Raw genomic sequence first — 16526 nt, 5'->3', positions numbered from 1 at the left:
TTTACTTGAAGCGGTGTAGGACTCTTTTTCTGTTAGGATATTGTCGATAAGGCATACCCGTAATGGGGATTAATATCTCCAAAAAACTGGGGTAATTAGCACCAGTACAGTGAGTATGGCCAGTCGTCCCAGCAGCATGCCAATGGTAAGCAACCATTTTGCTGCGTCAGGTATTGATGAAAAGTTACCAGCAGGCCCGATTATGGTGCCAAGACCTGGCCCAACGTTGCACACTGCATTAGCAGCGCCACTCACGCAGTCGTCCAGTCCGATCAAGGCGAGTCCTAAAGCGATTATTGCAATGGTGATGCTGAAGAAAACGGGAAAGTCAAAAGCGAGCGCCATATCTCCTCGTCAATTGGATGGCTGTTGTACTTTTTCTGAGTCACGGCTCTAGGATGGATCAATTGCTTCAAGCCACCTATCAGTAGAGTGGCAGCAACCTGAAAGCGGAAGATTTTGAGGCCTCCTGCCGCAGATCCCGAACATCCACCAACAAAGGTGAGATAGAAGAGCAAAAGAACAGCAAAGCTTCCCTACAGCGTGTAATCGCCCACCGCAATTCCAGTGGTCGTAACAACAGAAGTCACGTTGACTGCGACGATACGATACGAAATGCATCCCACCATCCGTAATCGCTGTGAAAACAGAGCCATGTCCCTACGGCCAGCCAGGTGACAATCAAGAACCCAATAAATCCACGTACTTGGTGATCTTTAATCAGCGCACGCCGGTTACCGCGCAATGTTGCAACATACAAGGTAAACGGTAGTCTACCCAGAATCATGATGACCACAGCTACCCAGTGTATTGCTGGCTGCGTCCAATGCCCCAGTGAAGAGTCCGAAGTCGAGAATCTTCCAGTTGAGATCAAGGACATGGGGTGGTTGACCGCTTCGCAACAGCGGAAAGATCGCTACAGCCATGCCTATGAAGCCTATACCGCCGAGCCAATGCAGCATTGAGCGCCAGATCAATAATCCTGGTGAAGTGCTATCTAAACCACTTAAAACGGTAGAGCCAGTAGTTGTAATCCCGGACATCGTTTCGAAGAAAGCGTCGGTGAAACTAATACCGCTGATGAATACCATCGGCAATGCTGTGAAGGTGCATGCCACAACCCAACTGCCAGTCGTCAGCAGGTACATATCTCTAGGGCGAAGCTGTACGGGGTCTGGCCGCCCCCGTACGACCAATAGTAGTCCGCAGACAAAGGTAATACAACTCGACCAAAGAGAGGCAGGCAGGTCGTTGCTACGTTCATAGGCCACTAACGTAATCATGGGATAAACATGCTCACAGCTAGAGTGACGAAAAAGATGCCTAAGATGAAACCGATAAGCCGTATTGCAGCAAGGGACATAACGATAGCCCGAAAATTTAGCGCCTAGCAGTATCGGATTCTTAGGCCTTGAGCTCCGTAAATTTTTCGTAAAAAGCCTTCAGCTAATCGTTAGGTAGGGTCTCTAATTACGTGATAGGTCTTGCTTGATTCAATACATTAAACAGGTTGTACTGGAGTATTGATTGAAATTTAACCAAGCAATAAAAACCGAACTTAGTGCAGCTTTGTACTTACGGTCTCAATAAAAAATTTCCAATTGATAGGGGTGGAGAGCTTGTGAAGAGGAGCGCAGATAGCTGATATTGACAAAATGTATCTCGCCACCCAAATCTAGGCAGGAAGTCGCAATCGGTGACAATTTGACGGTATACTTACCACTCACCCGATACCTTGAGCTACAGGAACATCAGCATGACTGTACTCCAAACGATCTACTGGCAGCCTACGCCGCCTTAGCGCTACGCCCCCTCGCAACACCTTGCTTCCGCTAGCTTCGCTCGCGGGTGCTCACTGCTGTACGCCTGGTTTTGCACCTTAAGCACACAGCAAAAAATCCTCAAAATTTGAATTTGTATCGATTCGCTCGCCGTTCTCTTGGCGTGCGCGATGCTTTGCCTTGGATATTTTCTATGCTGCAAAAATTTAGACAAACGTGGTTTTCCAACGTCCGTGGCGACGTGCTCGCGGGGTTAGTGGTCGCACTCGCGCTTGTCCCTGAAGCAATCGCCTTTTCCATCATCGCCGGTGTTGACCCCAAAGTCGGTCTCTACGCCTCCTTCTGTATCTGTGCTGTCATCGCCTTTGTCGGCGGGCGCCCCGGAATGATCTCGGCGGCTACCGGCGCCATGGCACTGCTCATGGTTACGCTGGTTAAAGAGCACGGACTTCAGTATCTGCTGGCCGCGACCCTTCTATGTGGCGTACTTCAAATCCTTGCCGGCTACCTGAAGCTTGGCTCGTTGATGCGGTTCGTTTCACGGTCGGTAGTCACCGGTTTCGTAAACGCATTGGCGATCCTGATTTTCATGGCGCAGTTGCCGGAACTTACGAATGTCACCTGGCACGTCTACGCCATGACGGCAGCGGGCCTCGGGATCATCTACCTGTTTCCATACGTACCGAAGATCGGCAAGCTGATTCCGTCACCGTTGGTGTGCATCCTGACGCTGACTGCCGTCGGCATTTACCTCGGTTTGGATATCCGCACCGTCGGTGACATGGGCCAACTGCCGGATACGTTGCCGATTTTCCTTTGGCCCGAAGTGCCGCTGAACTTTGAAACCCTGCGCATCATTTTCCCGTACTCGGCTGCGTTGGCAGTAGTGGGTCTACTCGAATCAATGATGACCGCGACCATCGTCGACGATCTGACCGATACCACCAGCAACAAAAACCGCGAGTGCAAAGGCCAGGGCGTGGCCAACATCGCTGCCGGTATGCTTGGCGGCATGGCCGGTTGCGCCATGATCGGCCAGTCGATCATCAACGTGAAATCTGGTGGCCGCACCCGTCTCTCGACATTGTGTGCCGGCGTTTTCCTGCTGCTGATGGTGGTATTTCTTGGCGAATGGCTCTCCAAGATCCCGATGGCGGCGTTGGTTGCCGTGATGATCATGGTGTCCATCGGCACCTTCAGTTGGGATTCGCTGCGTAATCTGAAAGAGCACCCGCTGTCGACCAACCTTGTCATGGTCGCGACTGTTGTAGTCGTCGTGGCAACGCACAACTTGGCCTATGGCGTACTGGTAGGTGTGCTGCTGGCATCACTGTTCTTTGCTAACAAGGTTGGACACTATCTCGATATCAAGAGCAGTCTTGAAGAGGCTGAATCTCATCGTACTTACCGCGTTGTGGGCCAGGTGTTCTTCAGCTCCGCCGACAAGTTCACCAATGTTTTCGACTTCAAAGAAGCGGTCAAGAAAGTCACCATCGACCTGACCCAAGCGCATTTCTGGGATATCACCGCCGTTGCTGCACTGGACAAGGTAGTCATTAAATTCCGTCGAGAGGGTGCAGAGGTTGAGGTGCTGGGGCTGAATGAAGCCAGCGCTACTATCGTTGACCGATTTGGCGTGCATGACAAACCTGACGCCATCGACAAGCTCATGAGCCACTAAGGAGATCAACAATGACCCACGTAATGGCATGCATTGATAACTCACAGTCCTCACTGGCGGTCTGCGACTACGCAGCATGGGCGACGCAAGAGTTGGATGCGCCTCTTACCTTGCTGCATGTATTGGATGAAGAGAAATACCCGGCTGCAGCAGATCTCAGCGGCAATATTGGCCTCGGGAGCCGAGAGCATCTGCTCGAAGAGCTGGCTACGTTGGATGCTCAGCGCGCCAGGCTTGCTTTGGAACAAGGACAGCACACGCTCGAGAAGGCAAGGGAGCGGACGGTCATCGCCGGTGCAGCTTTTCCTGAAATGAAGCAACGCCATGGCCATCTGGTAGAAAGCCTGAGCGAGCTTGAGAAAGAGATTCGACTGTTGGTCATTGGACGATTGGGTGAAGACAGCACACGCGGTGCTCAAAGCCTCGGCAGCCAGATTGAAGCTGTCGTACGCACAATTCACCGTCCAATTTTGGTCACAGCCAGCAGCTATAAAAAGCCGGAAAAAGTAATGCTCGCATTTGACGGCAGCCCAACAGCGTACAAAACCGTTGAGATGCTTGCAGCCAGCCAGCTTTGCGAAGGGTTACCCATTCACCTGGTTATGGTTGGAACAGACTCAGGAGATAATCGAGAGGCGCTCGATAAAGCCAGAAGCATGCTTCTAACTTCAGGCTTTGTAGTCCATGCAGAGATCCGCCAAGGAGAGGTGGAGATGGCACTTCACGCTTATCAGGCAGAGCACGCAATTGTTCTTCTCGTCATGGGCGCTTATGGGCAATCACGCATCCGACAGTTTCTGGTAGGCAGCACGACTACGACAATGCTTCGAACAGCCACCATGCCTGTGTTGCTGCTTCGCTGAAGTGTCGCTTGCGGGCACAGCATTTCCAGGACTCCAGAAATACTGTGCCCATCTTAAATGATGATTACCTGAAAAAGTCCTGGCTGAGACCTCATGCAACTCATAACCGAAATTATTCACCCAGAGCTGAAATCCAAACAAGGCAGGGTGTTCCGCCGTCATGCCGCACGCGGCATCGTGTTGCGGGACGAACAGATCCTGTTGCTGTTCACCGAGCGCTATAACGACTTCAGCTTTCCTGGAGGCGGCCTTGATGGTGACGAGGACATTGTCACAGGCCTGAAGCGTGAGCTTGAGGAAGAGACTGGTGCCCGTGAGATTCAGGTACTCCAGCACTACGGTTATATCGAGGAATACCGGCCTTATTGGAAGCCACAATATGACCTAATGCACATGACGTCGCATTTTTATCTATGCGAAGTAGCGACTCAGCTAGAGCCGGTCAGGATGGAAAGCCACGAAATCGCTAATGGAATGCGGCCTGTCTGGATCAACCTGCATGAGGCCATAACGCACAATGAAGCCGTGATGCAGCGTCAGGAGTCATCGATGGGGCAGTCAATTCAGCGCGAAACTTTCATGCTGAAAAAAGTCGCATCCGACTTGTTGGTGACGATTCGCGGTTAAGAGGACGCCTCGGTAGCTTTTGGTGTAAAGCGCGATGACCAAACTTCGCCAATCGATGTTACGGCCACAGGATTTCGATCAGGGAGAAATTCTGTGGCCGTCTTGCTTACGCTTAACTGGAAATCGTGGCGGGCGCAGCGGCAGGAACAGCACTGCGTCGCAAAATCAGGACACCACCGATTGCAGCCAGGGTCGAACCAATCAACACACCCACTTTTACTTCGTCAATCAGGTGAGCTGATCCTGCAAACGCCAGGTTCCCGATGAACAGGCTCATGGTGAAGCCGATGCCACACAAGAGCGCAACGCCGTAAAGCTGTGCCCAATTGCTGCCTTCCGGCAGTTTGGCCAAGCCCATACGAATGGCCAGAGCAGCCAATAGGAAGATGCCAATCTGCTTGCCCACCAACAAGCCGAGCGCCACACCCAACGGAACTGGGTCAACTAGGTTCTCCATGGAAATACCGGCCAGTGAAACTCCCGCATTGGCGAAGCCAAAAATCGGCACCACAGCGAACGCTACCCACATGTGCAGCTTTTCTTCTAGGAACAGCAGTGGAGACCGGGCTTCCTCTTCAGGCTTGCCCATTGGAACGCACAGTGCCACAGCGACACCCGCAAGGGTGGCGTGCACTCCCGATTGCAGCACGAAGAACCACAGCACACCACCGACCAGCAGATATGGGAACAATCTTCTGACGCCGAATCGATTCATTGCGATCAGAATGATCAGGGTTGCAAGCGATGCCAGCAACATCGGCATGGAAAGACCGGTCGTGTAGAAAAAGGCGATGATGACCACAGCACCTAGGTCGTCGATGATTGCCAAAGCGGCGAGGAAAACCTTCAACGAAGTCGGGACTCGCTTACCCAGCAACGACAAGACGCCAAGGGCGAATGCAATGTCGGTAGCGGCTGGGATAGCCCACCCCTTCAAGGTCTCAGAGTTACCCCAGTTAATTGCGATGTAGATCAGCGCAGGCACAACCATGCCGCCTAAAGCACCAAACCCAGGCAACGCGCGCTGACCCCAAGTGGAGAGCCCGCCTGCCAGAACCTCTCTTTTGATCTCGAGTCCGACCATCAGGAAGAAGATCGCCATCAGGCCATCGTTGACCCAATGCTCCATAGACATACCCAACCAGACACTGTGCAAGGCTGCAAAATAACCTTGGGAGAGAGGTGAATTGGCCACAATCAGTGCCGCGAGTGCTGCGCCCATCAGCACAAGACCGCCAGCGGATTCCGACGACATGAAGCGAGCTAAAATTGCAGCTGCTCTTGGGGTTTCTGCAGGCGTTCTATTGTCGGTCATCAGTGTCCTTGCGCTTCGATCTAAAGAGAGTATTTTAACATCCGACGTTTACCGGTGCGGCTGTCTAAATAGCCTGTAACGATTATTGTCACAGGCGAAATCAGCCTCCAGCTTGTTCAACTACGCCCCAGCACCGGCTTCGTCTGTCATATACATCACGCCGACAGGACGACTACGAACGACAAGGCCAGGCGGTACCGGGCAAAAGCAAAAACCAGAACGTCCAAAGGATCACCTTCAGCGGTCAACCTATGTGGGGCTAACCTTTGTTGGCCGGATAAAACAAAGATGTACCGAAGAAGCGATCAACGAAGGTCAGAGCCAATGAGCCTAACCAAAACAGCCTTGGCATTGCTAACTCCTACTTGCAACACCGACTCAATCTCCGCCATAGAAATCTCAGACGAAGATTTTCCCGCAGCTGGGTTAACAACCAACGCTAAACATGCATATTCGAGTTCTAACTCACGAGCCAGCGCCGCTTCAGGCATTCCGGTCATACCTACAATGTCACAGCCGTCACGCTCCATTCGGATTATTTCCGCAGCTGTCTCTAGGCGAGGGCCTTGCGTGCAGCCATAAACACCTCGTGCACTGAAATCAAAACCCTCAGCCGCCAATGCAGTAATCAGCCTAATGCGCAACTCATTAGTATAAGGTTTGCTGAAGTCAATATGAGTGACTTTGTCTAGATCTTTATCAAAGAACGTCTGCTGACGGCAGTATGTATAGTCAATTAGGTCGTGAGGAACACAAAATTTACCAGCTCCCATTGCATGATTAATCCCACCAACAGCGTTGAAAGCGAGAATTGAATCTGCTCCGGTCTCCTTAAGGGCCCAAACGTTAGCTCTGTAATTAACTTGATGGGGCGCATAGCGATGTGGCTCGCCATGGCGAGACAAAAACATAACCTCCCGACCTCCATAGTCGCCTATATAAATATCACCCGATGGCTCACCGTAAGGAGTATTGATTGATATAGACTTTCTATTTCTAAGGTCTTCCAAGTCGGCTAGCCCAGAACCACCTATAATTGCGTAAACGGTCATATATAATCCTTCAATAGAATAGTCGCACCTTTCAGAGCTAAGGGGATGCGCTAATTGTGGATGTGCAGTTGTATACTGAGCGACCTGAAGGCTGCTTGGTCGATTGACTGGTTGTCCATTCGAGCTAGCCGACTTCAACACACTGTACTGCCAATTTGAAAAAACAGTCAAGGCAAAATAAATTGGCGGTTAAAAATAGACCTTTCCTCGAAGTCTTACTAGTTCGTTTTTATTCGGTTTTTTAGTGGTGTGATGCTTAGGGGGACGGAGAGAAAACCAAAAAACCTAAAATGTATAAAGGCTATACAGTAAGCGGTTTTAAAAGTACGGCGAGTGGAATGCGCAACAAATTTGAATGATGCTCCACTCAACCTAAATAATTTAAAGCCCGCTGGTAATTAACGTCAGCAAGCAATTTTTTGGCTTAACGCTTCGGTAGTAAATTCGAGAGTTCAACCAAGTCGTTGACTATGTAATCAGGTGATTTCGCTAATGGATAGATTGCCTTTCCAGCTCGTGCTACGAATGCTGTTTTCATGCCTGTCTCCTTAGCGCCCGCTACATCCCAGCCATGTGCAGCGACTAACAAGGATTCCATACCGCTTACTCCGATTTTTTGCATCGCCCAATCATAGACCTTTAGATTTGGCTTATAGCTGTGCACAGCTTCACCACTCAAATACTCGTCAAACAAATCATACAATCCTGCGTTTTTCAGTTGTTTCTCTACGGTGGAGCGTGACGAGTTTGTCAAAGCCACTAATTTGTAGCCTTTGTTCTTTAGCGTTTCTAATCCAGTGCGAACATCAGGATGCGCCGGAAGGCTAGTGATGGGGGCGATAGCTTTCTTCGCCTGGTCTTGAGTAATAGTCAACCCGTTCGATTGAGCAACCATGATTAGTGCTGCTGCACCAATCTGGCCAAAGTCATGGTATTGATTAATTGATGTCTCTACTAATGAATAATACAGCATCGTCGAAAACCAAATGCTCAACAAGTCAGGCCTGCCGCCAAGCGCATCTCCGACTGTTTTTTGTAGAGGATGAAGATCTAGAAGGGTTTCATTTACATCAAAAAAAATAACTTTAACATCTGTTTCCGAAGCTTTTGTTTTCTGGCTCGCGAATGCTAATGGCGAAGCGACCAGCAATGCAACCATTAGAAAATTAAAAACAGATCGAATACTTTTCATCTTTGGTCTATCTCTCATAATTTAAAAAAATTGGGCAGCATTTTAGTAATCCTGTGTTCTATGTTTCTTGCGCGAACACCCATTTCTCGCAACCAAACCAGTGAGCGCTAAAACGCAACCTGGAAGCGCTCAACTGGCATAACAGGTTGAAATCAGTTCTGCGTCCAAGCGCGGGCTGCAAACTTTTCATCTAGGGGAGTATGAAAGAGGTGATTGGAGTAATTACTAAGGGTCTTCACAGCCAACGCGAGAACGATTTCGAGGATGTGCCGCTCGCTGAACTCGGCCTTCAAAAACGACTGAACTGACTCTTCAGTTGGTAGGCCACGGGTCTGGAACATTACGCTGGTAAATTCGGCTAAAGCGGCAAGCTTGAAATCACTGATTGGTGTGCCATTGCGAATTGCGTCCGTCACCTCTGGGGACACACCTGACATGACGTCTGCCAAGGTGCTATGAGCAGCCATGCAGTATTCACATCCGTTCTCGCGGCTGATAACCAAGAAGATGACCTCTTGCTCCTCCAAGGAGAACCCTGATTCTTTTCTGAAGGCCGCATAGCCTTGCAGGTAGGTTTCGAGCAAACCTGGCGAATTAGCCATGCGTGCATACATATTAGGGATAAACCCTGTCTGTGCTTTTGCCTTAGTCAGTACATCCCGGCCATGACCTTCGGTAGATTCAGGAGTAAGCGACGGGAGAGAAATTTTGTATTCGCTGAGCATTATGAGCTCCTCTGTTTGCGGACTGATCAGTCCTTAATGTGGCTCGGTTGTGGCTCCGAGTGTCCAAAGACCTCTGGAAAAATTTACTGAGGGACGTTTTTTATTTTGGGACTGATCGGTTCATAAGTCAATTTCTCCCGAGAAGCCAATCGTGTGGAATGATGCTCGCACCAGCTTCAGGGGCTAAAGGGATGGACTGCTCTGTGTCGTCAGCAGCCTTACCCGGTCGGGCTTTGAAAAAAAATCCGATCAGTCCATAATGGCCGTATGAATCGCGGACGCCCCAGAATCTTTGACCCTGAACTTGTACTGGAAAATGCCATGGAGCTTTTCTGGAGTCGAGGCTATGACGCCACGAGCCTGCAGGATCTGCTTGAAGCTACTGGTCTTTCCAAAAGCAGTCTTTATGAAAGCTTCGGTAACAAACAGAGTCTATTCGAGACTGCATTCACTCGATATTTCGAGGGACGGGCAAGGTTTATGCGTGAGCGCCTTGATGAGTCCGAGTACGCGCTCGAATTCATTCGAGAATGCCTGATGTCCGTGCTCGAGGATGCTTCGCGAGACAGCCCCCGTGGCTGTATGCTCGTAAACGTAGCCAACGAATTTTCATCTTCCGACCCGGCGATACATCGCCTAGTGATCCTGGCTTCCAAGCGATTCCGTCGAGTGTTCGAGTTAGCGTTTGAGCGAGCCCAAGAGAGCGGTGAAATATCTGCTGATAAGACGCCGGCAGAGCTTGCCCTCTTAATGCATTGCATAATGAATGGTCTGCGCACCCAAACCAAATCTGGGCTCTCGCATCAAGAGTTGCTTATGGTGATCGATCTGGTAATGGCGCGCTGGGCTTAAATTTAACGAATTATGGACTGATCGGTTCTTAATTTACTCAAGACGGATTACCACGATGATCAAGGCAGTTGCATTCGATATCTACGGAACGTTAATCGACACTCAGGCTGTACTAGGCCAGTTGACACAAGTGGTTGGTGAGAAAGCGGTAGATGTGGCGAAGACTTGGCGACAGAAACAGTTGGAGTACAGCTTTCGCAGAGGTTTAATGCGTGATTATTGCGACTTCTCTGTCTGTACTCGCGAAGCATTGATCTTCGCCTGTCGCGAGCAGTTGATTGAACTGGACAGTGCTGAGATCCAGGTGCTCATGAACACCTACTCAGAGCTTGATGCATTCGATGATGTAAGCAGCGCGTTGGAGGAAATGGTAGGCAGTGGCTTGCATCTGTACGCATTTTCAAATGGTAGCAAGCAAGCCGTCGAGCGCCTGCTGCAGCACGCAAATATTCTCGCGTATTTTACTGAGATCGTAAGCGTAGAGTCGGTGCGCTCCTTCAAACCCGCGCCAGAAGTTTATGACCATCTGGTCGACGTGTGTGCGCTGCCCTCGGCAGAAATCTGCTTGGTTTCAAGCAATACCTTTGATGTCTTGGGAGCGATGTTTTCGGGCTTGAAATGTGCCTGGGTTAATCGTGACTCAGCGGCGCAATTTGATCCATGGGGAATTAAGCCGCACATAGTCTTGGGTGGCTTGGCAGGTGCCTGCCACGAAATACAAAGTCTTGATGTGTAAATAGCGCCCTAAGGAGTCAGGTCTTAAAGGAGGTCTGGCTGAATGTAGTCGTATTGGTCTCCACACTGCGCACCAGGTTCTGGGCAAGCGCTAGTAATATGTCGCCTATGATTAGTGAATTTTCGGGAGTGCGTGGGTAGGTTACGCTGGGAGGGGTAATCATTTTCGCGAACTATAAATAGCTGCTAATCGGGACGCTGGGACACCCATCCAATAAGCTATCGCGAGCAAACGATTACGAAACGACCGATGCCACCAGCCATCGCGCTGCCAGCGTCTTGCATCAACCCCCAGACCTTTAGCCAACTCTACGAATCGGCCTTGGTCACGGACGCGCCTCACAAGTTCGACCTCCTCGAACAACGGTGACGCATCATGTTGTCCAGATGATAGATAGATATCGTGCTGGAAAAATAATCCCTGGTCGCCGTAAGGAATCCCAAAGCGGGTACGCATGTTGATCAGCTTTTCTAACAACCTGCTTTGCCAGCAATTGGCATTGGAGAATCTGAATGCAAAATAACCTCCTGATGCACCGGAGTCGATTGCACTACGGATAGCAGGTAGACAGTCAAACGTTAAATGAGCGTCAGCATGCAAAAACCAGAGAATCGAATGAACTGCGTGGCTTGCCCCCAACCGCAGCTGCTCACCTCGGCAGGGTGATGCAGGTATCCACAGCGAACCATGACGCTGACAAATTTCTAGGCAACTCTCGCTTTGGGCCGCATCAACCACTATCAGTTGTAGTGACTCGCGCTCATTTTTTGCTATTAGATTTAGATGATTGAGCAGCTTTTCCAGCGATGCTTCGTCATTCCAGCAAGGCACGATAATGCTGACAGAGGCGCTATTTTGCATCTGATACTTCCAGCAAACCTGCCAACGCATTTTTCAGTTTTAATCTCTCAGGTCGTGCATCCTCAGCCAGTGCCTCTAGCAAGGGCTTTAGGTCTTCTTGGAGGTCGATGTCGAATAACTCACCAGCCAGTGAAACCGAGTGGCCCGAGCTCCGGCAACATTCGAGTAATGCTTGACCGAGATGCTGAGTGCTCCAAGGCAAAGCGCTCAAGGTCGGCCAGGGCTTACGAGAGGCCATAAGAACAACGCCACCATCTTGCGCCATCGTTAGCACTGTATCTGAGTACCGAAGTTGCTCGTTCACACGTTGATAGTCGTCAGGGCCTAACAATGGACAGTCGCTTCCTATGTAAATAAGGTACTGGTGACCCAAGTTACGGAGTTGCATATCCAATGCATTCAAGCGTTCACCGAGGTTCCCCTCGCTCTGTGGAATGCAGAGTGCGCTCTCGCACAGAGCCTGACCCCATTGCTGGTGTTGTGCTTGGTCAGGAGCTAAAGCTCGAGTACCCGGAAAGTCCAGAAGGTCTTCTACAGCGCAATCGAGAAGCAACTGAGCGATAACCAGGGCGCGTTTCTTACCAACGCCCTCTGCCAGCCGCTGTTTTGAGTGGCCCAGCGCAGGTCGCTTACAAAGTAGTACCAGGCATGGATAATGATTGTTCAGCGAGTTCATCTGCTTGATCCCAATATTCGTCCGGTATCACGCATCGCCTGAGCTGATGGTGTTGGTGGATATCTCTGAACAGCACGGGTGATGACTACGATCTGCTACCAGCGTAGCCAGCGTCGACCGAGCAGTGCGCCTAATACGGTCGGCACCAGCATGCCCAGCAAGTACCATACGCCCCAAAATGGTATCTGCATCTCGGGGCATCGAAAGGAGTAAGCAATCGTTGCCATTGAGCCTGCTAGCAATCCGCCGCAAGCACCTGATAGCCTCAGATTGGTGGGTGCTAGCCCCTTCAGCGCCCAAAACACAGCGACAAACCCGGGAACCGACAGCAAGGTGATATTGAGTACGCATACTTTCCAAGTTTCGCCGAGGATAATCGCAACTCGTTCGTCAGGTGGGCTAACCAACAGGACATAGATAGATGCGACCCACACCGAAAAGACTGCAGTAACAATTAGGATTTTGCCGGGGCCCGAGGCTATTCCGGGTCTAGCCAATTTCCCTACCATACTCAACGCACCGATCATCAAGCTGAGCGGAAATGCGATCCTTGCCCAAAAAATAGGCTCGGCCATGGCTTGGCCCAAGTCTGGACGAATACCCATTATTGCTATGACTAGTAAAGTGGCGCCCATGAAGCCAGCCAGCACCGCGATGCTGATTCGCTTAGCTACCATACTTCGGTCAACAGGGGCGACGCCGGAGGCAAGCAGGGAAATAAAATCATCAGTATTCATCTTGCACCTCTAACTCTTCCCGCCAGTGCTTTAAGCCCACGGTGTATGCCTATTTTCACCGCTGACTCAGATAACCCGGTCAATTGAGCGGTTTCAGTCACAGACAGCCCTTCTATTTTCACATGCACAATAGGTAGACGCTGACGTTCAGGTAACTGCTCTAGCAACCTGATTAGGTCGCGACTGGCCTGTGCTGGTTCAAGATGTGGATTAGCAAATAGCTCTGCCACATCTTCGAGTGATTCGTTAAACGCGTCATAACGTGACCTGCCTCGGAAAAAGTCGGTGAGTTTGTAACGCGCAATAGCAAAAACCCAAGCCGTCAGAGGTTCGTCTACCCGATAGGTCTGGCGAGCATTATGAACGGCCAGCAAAATCTCTTGCAGCAAATCCTCTACTTCGCTAGGTCGTTGCTGAAGTTTCGAGCGCAAAAAACCACGAAGATGACCACTTAACTCCGTTAAAAAAATTCGATAAGCAGATTCGTCCCCTCCGAGACCCGCGATGAACAGAGCCTGCAGGTTGAACTCTCGCCTGCGCAACTCATCGTTATGTGTAATTCGTTCCATCGTTCGCTCTGGTTACACAAAAGGTAAAAATATCTCGCTCCTGCATGAAGCCAGCATTAATGACGGGCTGCAAACCTCATATTCGGTACCGAGCTAAGGTAACAAGTGAATCAGTTTGATGGTCGAAAAAAATTCGCGGACGCTGTAACCGGATGTGGAGGATCAACGAACTAACCTTAGATCGAATGACAGTACCCAGCACTGACTAGACGAGTAGGGCCCGTAATCCTGAAGACAAAGCAGCGAACGACCTTAGAGAATCGGCTCTTGCTCTTCCCTGTCATTCAGCACGAGCAGTGACCATCCTAATGGCAAATCGAGGCGGCTTACAGGGTGCAGTCGCCCAAGCTCATTCTTGTGCCACACAGTGAATCTCGTGGGTCAATGCTTAAGCAACGAGCGATGCTCTGGCTTTCGCCTCTTCAGCTTGTAACACACAGAGGCCAAGGCCTTAGACCATCAGTATTCGAGAGTAGATATAGTCATGCACGCAATGTTACCGCTTCTGAATACTTTGAGCTTTCCGCGCCTGCAGCGTGGCCAGTTGGAAGCCTTGCAGGTCAATCTCACGTACCTTTGCAACCAGCGCTGCCTGCACTGCCATGTCAATGCAGGCCCGACTCGTACAGAATCCATGACGGATGAAAGCCTGGCATTGTTGCATCAAGTTATTGACGCCCATCCAGTGAAAACCCTCGACCTGACCGGTGGCGCTCCTGAGATGCATCCCCGCTTCAGAGAAATCGTTGTACATGCTCGACGCGAAGGATTACGTGTAATTGATCGCTGCAATCTGACAATTCTTTGTGAGCCTGGGTATGAGGACTTAGCGGTATTTCTAGCAGAGCAAGGCGTTGAGGTGACTGCATCTCTGCCTTGCTATTCCCGTGAGAATGTCGACAAGCAACGAGGTGATGGGGTATTCGACGCAAGCATTGAAGGCCTCAAGAAGCTCAACAATCTCGGATACGGTATTTTTGACAGCGGCTTAATCCTAAATCTTGTTTACAACCCTCAAGGCGCAAATTTGCCCCCGCCGCAGGCCCAGCTAGAAATAGATTACAAAGCTCACTTGGCCGAAGATTTTGGCATTCAGTTCAACCATCTCCTGACGATTACCAACCAACCCATTGCCCGATTTGGAAGCACACTCGTTAGCAAGGGGCTGTTCGGTGATTACATGCAACTGCTCAGAGACAGCTATCGATCAGAGAATCTGGATGCAGTCATGTGTCGGAACTTGGTCAGCGTTGACTGGCAAGGTTACCTCTACGACTGCGACTTCAACCAAATGCTAGACCTGCCGATGCTCATACCTGATCTGATTGGTCGTGATCGGCCTCATTTACGAGATTTGCTCGAATCGTCAAGCCTGGAAAATAACCCAATAAGCACTCGTGATCACTGCTTTGCGTGCACAGCTGGTCAGGGTTCGAGTTGTGCTGGCGCATTGAAGGAATAGGGAGAAGATCAATGGAGCCGAATAGCCTGCTAGGTGTATTTTTTTGGGGTTTTTTACTGATTTACGGTCTCATCATGTACGCATTGTCACCTCGTGCTGTAACCCTGGGGGGCTTCTTTCATGGCGAAGATTCCCGAGGTCGTAGCGCGGCTCCCTGGTTAGTGACATCGAGTATTTTTATCAGCTGGATTTTCGCTAAGTCGGTAACGAACGCTGCCAACTTGGGCGCAAGCTATGGATTGATTGGTGGCTTGGCTTATGCCACCTATTGGCTTTCGATCCCGCTGGCAGGTTTAGTCATATTCAGGCTGCGCCGACGCTTTGGAGCGACGGGACTGGTCAGCTTTCTGACCACCAATTACGGTCGATCTGCGGCACTGGCTTTCAGCGCAGCCATTCTTATCAGGCTCTTTAACGAGGTCTGGAGCAATACCGCCGTGGTCGGTGGCTATTATGGTGCTGCCGGTAGCATTGAGTTTATCGGAGCCGCCTCGTTGTTCACCGTGGTGACGCTGGCATACAGCCTTCGTGGTGGACTTCGCAGTTCAATCATGACCGATGCGGCCCAAGCAGGAATTTTCTTGATTGCCCTTGTCTGGGTGCTTGGCTTGGTTTTACCGCAGCACAGCACCAAGGAGTTGATGAGTACCAGTCATTGGGCGATGAGCTCAGGCGTTGATTTATTACTGGTCGCAGGGCTCCAAATATTCAGTTACCCGTTTCATGATCCCGTCCTGACGGATCGTGGCTTCATCAGCGAAGAACGGACGATGCGTAGGTCTTTCTTCGTTGCCGGCCTGCTGGGTTTTGTTGCCATTCTCGCGTTCAGTTTGATTGGCGTACACACCACCCTCATCGGCATGAATGTTTCCGATAACGTCCCAGCGGCACTGGCGAAATCCATGGGGGTAGTCGCGCTGATGGTGATGACCGTCGTAATGGTCTCCGCAGCAGGCTCCACTCTCGACTCCACTTTTTCGAGCCTGGCCAAGCTAGTGGGTCGAGAGCTGCCACTGTTGGCTGGTCACGATCTAGGCAAGAAGGCAATCGGAGTAGGCATGTCTGTGATGATGATATTCGCCGTCTTGGGCAACATTCCAATGCTCACCGGAACCGACATTCTCAAAGCAACAACCTTGAGCGGCACAATGGTTATCGGTCTCGCACCCGTATTCGTTTTACATGGAATGGTGACTCCGACTCGGTCGGGGTTTCACCTGAGTTTCTGGTGCGGCATTGCCTTGGGCATAGCCCTTACGTTGGGTTGGATACCTCAAAGTTGGGCTATTGGTGATGGCAAGTATGCCCTGCTGTTGGGTACCAATCTTTACGGATTGGCGCTATGCATATTGGGTTATTTGATCCCGGGCTACCTAGCTAAGCGAGTCGCAATATGA

Annotated in this window: 15 protein-coding genes and 2 pseudogenes; 7 read left to right on the top strand and 10 right to left on the bottom strand. The window is 50.6% G+C overall.

Annotation, left to right across the window (positions count from 1 at the left end; translation table 11 throughout):
- Window positions 1–69: 69 nt before the first annotated feature.
- A pseudogene (locus tag TU76_RS01685) lies at window positions 70–1363 on the bottom strand (TrkH family potassium uptake protein).
- A gap of 611 nt (window positions 1364–1974) precedes the next feature.
- On the opposite strand from TU76_RS01685, the gene TU76_RS01680 reads away from it, so the two are divergent.
- The 3 genes from TU76_RS01680 to TU76_RS01670 all read left to right on the top strand — a co-directional run bounded on the left by TU76_RS01680 (window position 1975) and on the right by TU76_RS01670 (window position 4952).
- Complete coding sequence (locus tag TU76_RS01680) at window positions 1975–3462, top strand: SulP family inorganic anion transporter (protein ID WP_048350928.1); 1488 nt, start codon at window positions 1975–1977, stop codon at window positions 3460–3462.
- A gap of 11 nt (window positions 3463–3473) precedes the next feature.
- Window positions 3474–4325 (top strand): universal stress protein, encoded by an 852-nt coding sequence (locus TU76_RS01675; protein WP_048350927.1) that lies wholly within the window; start codon window positions 3474–3476, stop codon window positions 4323–4325.
- Between the two features lie 93 nt (window positions 4326–4418).
- Window positions 4419–4952: an NUDIX hydrolase gene (locus tag TU76_RS01670; RefSeq protein ID WP_048350926.1), complete on the top strand. Its 534-nt coding sequence runs from the start codon at window positions 4419–4421 to the stop codon at window positions 4950–4952.
- 112 nt (window positions 4953–5064) lie between these two features.
- Here TU76_RS01670 and nhaA read toward each other — a convergent pair whose 3' ends face one another.
- The 5 genes and pseudogenes from nhaA to TU76_RS01650 all read right to left on the bottom strand — a co-directional run bounded on the left by nhaA (window position 5065) and on the right by TU76_RS01650 (window position 9236).
- On the bottom strand, window positions 5065–6267 hold the full coding sequence (nhaA, locus tag TU76_RS01665; RefSeq protein ID WP_048350925.1) for a Na+/H+ antiporter NhaA: 1203 nt from the start codon (window positions 6265–6267) through the stop codon (window positions 5065–5067).
- Window positions 6268–6390: 123 nt separating this feature from the next.
- Window positions 6391–6580: pseudogene (locus TU76_RS25535) on the bottom strand (inorganic diphosphatase); the annotation flags it as partial.
- Window positions 6573–7319 (bottom strand): S-methyl-5'-thioinosine phosphorylase, encoded by a 747-nt coding sequence (locus TU76_RS01660; RefSeq protein WP_048350924.1) that lies wholly within the window; start codon window positions 7317–7319, stop codon window positions 6573–6575. The pseudogene TU76_RS25535 and the gene TU76_RS01660, both read right to left, overlap by 8 nt.
- A 424-nt stretch (window positions 7320–7743) precedes the next feature.
- Window positions 7744–8511 (bottom strand): haloacid dehalogenase type II, encoded by a 768-nt coding sequence (locus TU76_RS01655; RefSeq protein WP_048351247.1) that lies wholly within the window; start codon window positions 8509–8511, stop codon window positions 7744–7746.
- 152 nt (window positions 8512–8663) lie between these two features.
- A complete protein-coding gene (locus TU76_RS01650; protein ID WP_048350923.1) occupies window positions 8664–9236 on the bottom strand; it encodes a carboxymuconolactone decarboxylase family protein in 573 nt (190 codons plus the stop codon).
- Window positions 9237–9557: 321 nt separating this feature from the next.
- Here TU76_RS01650 and TU76_RS01645 point away from each other — a divergent pair, with 321 nt between their 5' ends.
- On the top strand, window positions 9558–10088 hold the full coding sequence (locus TU76_RS01645) for a TetR/AcrR family transcriptional regulator (protein ID WP_082136478.1): 531 nt from the start codon (window positions 9558–9560) through the stop codon (window positions 10086–10088).
- A 55-nt stretch (window positions 10089–10143) separates the two neighbouring features.
- The gene (locus tag TU76_RS01640; RefSeq protein WP_048350921.1) at window positions 10144–10824 is read left to right on the top strand and encodes a haloacid dehalogenase type II; all 681 of its coding nucleotides are present in this window, start codon (window positions 10144–10146) and stop codon (window positions 10822–10824) included.
- A 159-nt stretch (window positions 10825–10983) separates the two neighbouring features.
- Here the strand turns inward: TU76_RS01640 and TU76_RS01635 are convergent, their stop codons facing one another.
- From TU76_RS01635 to TU76_RS01620, 4 genes are all read right to left on the bottom strand, one after another.
- Window positions 10984–11685 (bottom strand): TIGR04283 family arsenosugar biosynthesis glycosyltransferase, encoded by a 702-nt coding sequence (locus tag TU76_RS01635; RefSeq protein WP_048350920.1) that lies wholly within the window; start codon window positions 11683–11685, stop codon window positions 10984–10986.
- Window positions 11675–12361 carry a TIGR04282 family arsenosugar biosynthesis glycosyltransferase gene (locus tag TU76_RS01630; protein ID WP_048350919.1) on the bottom strand — a complete coding sequence of 229 codons (687 nt, stop codon included), beginning with the start codon at window positions 12359–12361 and terminating at the stop codon, window positions 11675–11677. The genes TU76_RS01635 and TU76_RS01630 overlap by 11 nt, the downstream gene beginning before the upstream one ends.
- A 95-nt stretch (window positions 12362–12456) precedes the next feature.
- Window positions 12457–13098 carry a DUF1109 domain-containing protein gene (locus TU76_RS01625; protein WP_048350918.1) on the bottom strand — a complete coding sequence of 214 codons (642 nt, stop codon included), beginning with the start codon at window positions 13096–13098 and terminating at the stop codon, window positions 12457–12459.
- A complete protein-coding gene (locus TU76_RS01620) occupies window positions 13095–13667 on the bottom strand; it encodes a sigma-70 family RNA polymerase sigma factor (protein WP_048350917.1) in 573 nt (190 codons plus the stop codon). The genes TU76_RS01625 and TU76_RS01620 overlap by 4 nt, the downstream gene beginning before the upstream one ends.
- 484 nt (window positions 13668–14151) lie before the next feature.
- Here TU76_RS01620 and arsS point away from each other — a divergent pair, with 484 nt between their 5' ends.
- On the top strand, window positions 14152–15129 hold the full coding sequence (gene arsS, locus TU76_RS01615) for an arsenosugar biosynthesis radical SAM (seleno)protein ArsS (RefSeq protein ID WP_048350916.1): 978 nt from the start codon (window positions 14152–14154) through the stop codon (window positions 15127–15129).
- Between the two features lie 11 nt (window positions 15130–15140).
- Window positions 15141–16526 (top strand): SLC5/6 family protein, encoded by a 1386-nt coding sequence (locus TU76_RS01610; RefSeq protein WP_048350915.1) that lies wholly within the window; start codon window positions 15141–15143, stop codon window positions 16524–16526.

It is taken from the genome of Pseudomonas psychrophila (assembly GCF_001043005.1).
Classification (GTDB): Bacteria; Pseudomonadota; Gammaproteobacteria; order Pseudomonadales; family Pseudomonadaceae; genus Aquipseudomonas; species Aquipseudomonas psychrophila.
This window is presented reverse-complemented; position numbering and strand designations above follow the sequence as displayed.

Excerpts from the sequence above, each read along its gene's own strand:
- TU76_RS01655 (WP_048351247.1), bottom strand. The coding sequence starts at position 8,511 with ATGAAAAGTATTCGATCTGTTTTTAATTTTCTAATGGTTGCATTGCTG.
- TU76_RS01645 (WP_082136478.1), top strand. The coding sequence starts at position 9,558 with ATGGAGCTTTTCTGGAGTCGAGGCTATGACGCCACGAGCCTGCAGGAT.
- TU76_RS01620 (WP_048350917.1), bottom strand. The coding sequence starts at position 13,667 with ATGGAACGAATTACACATAACGATGAGTTGCGCAGGCGAGAGTTCAAC.
- TU76_RS01630 (WP_048350919.1), bottom strand. The coding sequence starts at position 12,361 with ATGAACTCGCTGAACAATCATTATCCATGCCTGGTACTACTTTGTAAG.
- TU76_RS01610 (WP_048350915.1), top strand. The coding sequence starts at position 15,141 with ATGGAGCCGAATAGCCTGCTAGGTGTATTTTTTTGGGGTTTTTTACTG.
- TU76_RS01650 (WP_048350923.1), bottom strand. The coding sequence starts at position 9,236 with ATGCTCAGCGAATACAAAATTTCTCTCCCGTCGCTTACTCCTGAATCT.
- TU76_RS01680 (WP_048350928.1), top strand. The coding sequence starts at position 1,975 with ATGCTGCAAAAATTTAGACAAACGTGGTTTTCCAACGTCCGTGGCGAC.
- arsS (WP_048350916.1), top strand. The coding sequence starts at position 14,152 with ATGCACGCAATGTTACCGCTTCTGAATACTTTGAGCTTTCCGCGCCTG.
- nhaA (WP_048350925.1), bottom strand. The coding sequence starts at position 6,267 with ATGACCGACAATAGAACGCCTGCAGAAACCCCAAGAGCAGCTGCAATT.
- TU76_RS01625 (WP_048350918.1), bottom strand. The coding sequence starts at position 13,098 with ATGAATACTGATGATTTTATTTCCCTGCTTGCCTCCGGCGTCGCCCCT.
- TU76_RS01660 (WP_048350924.1), bottom strand. The coding sequence starts at position 7,319 with ATGACCGTTTACGCAATTATAGGTGGTTCTGGGCTAGCCGACTTGGAA.
- TU76_RS01640 (WP_048350921.1), top strand. The coding sequence starts at position 10,144 with ATGATCAAGGCAGTTGCATTCGATATCTACGGAACGTTAATCGACACT.
- TU76_RS01675 (WP_048350927.1), top strand. The coding sequence starts at position 3,474 with ATGACCCACGTAATGGCATGCATTGATAACTCACAGTCCTCACTGGCG.
- TU76_RS01635 (WP_048350920.1), bottom strand. The coding sequence starts at position 11,685 with ATGCAAAATAGCGCCTCTGTCAGCATTATCGTGCCTTGCTGGAATGAC.
- TU76_RS01670 (WP_048350926.1), top strand. The coding sequence starts at position 4,419 with ATGCAACTCATAACCGAAATTATTCACCCAGAGCTGAAATCCAAACAA.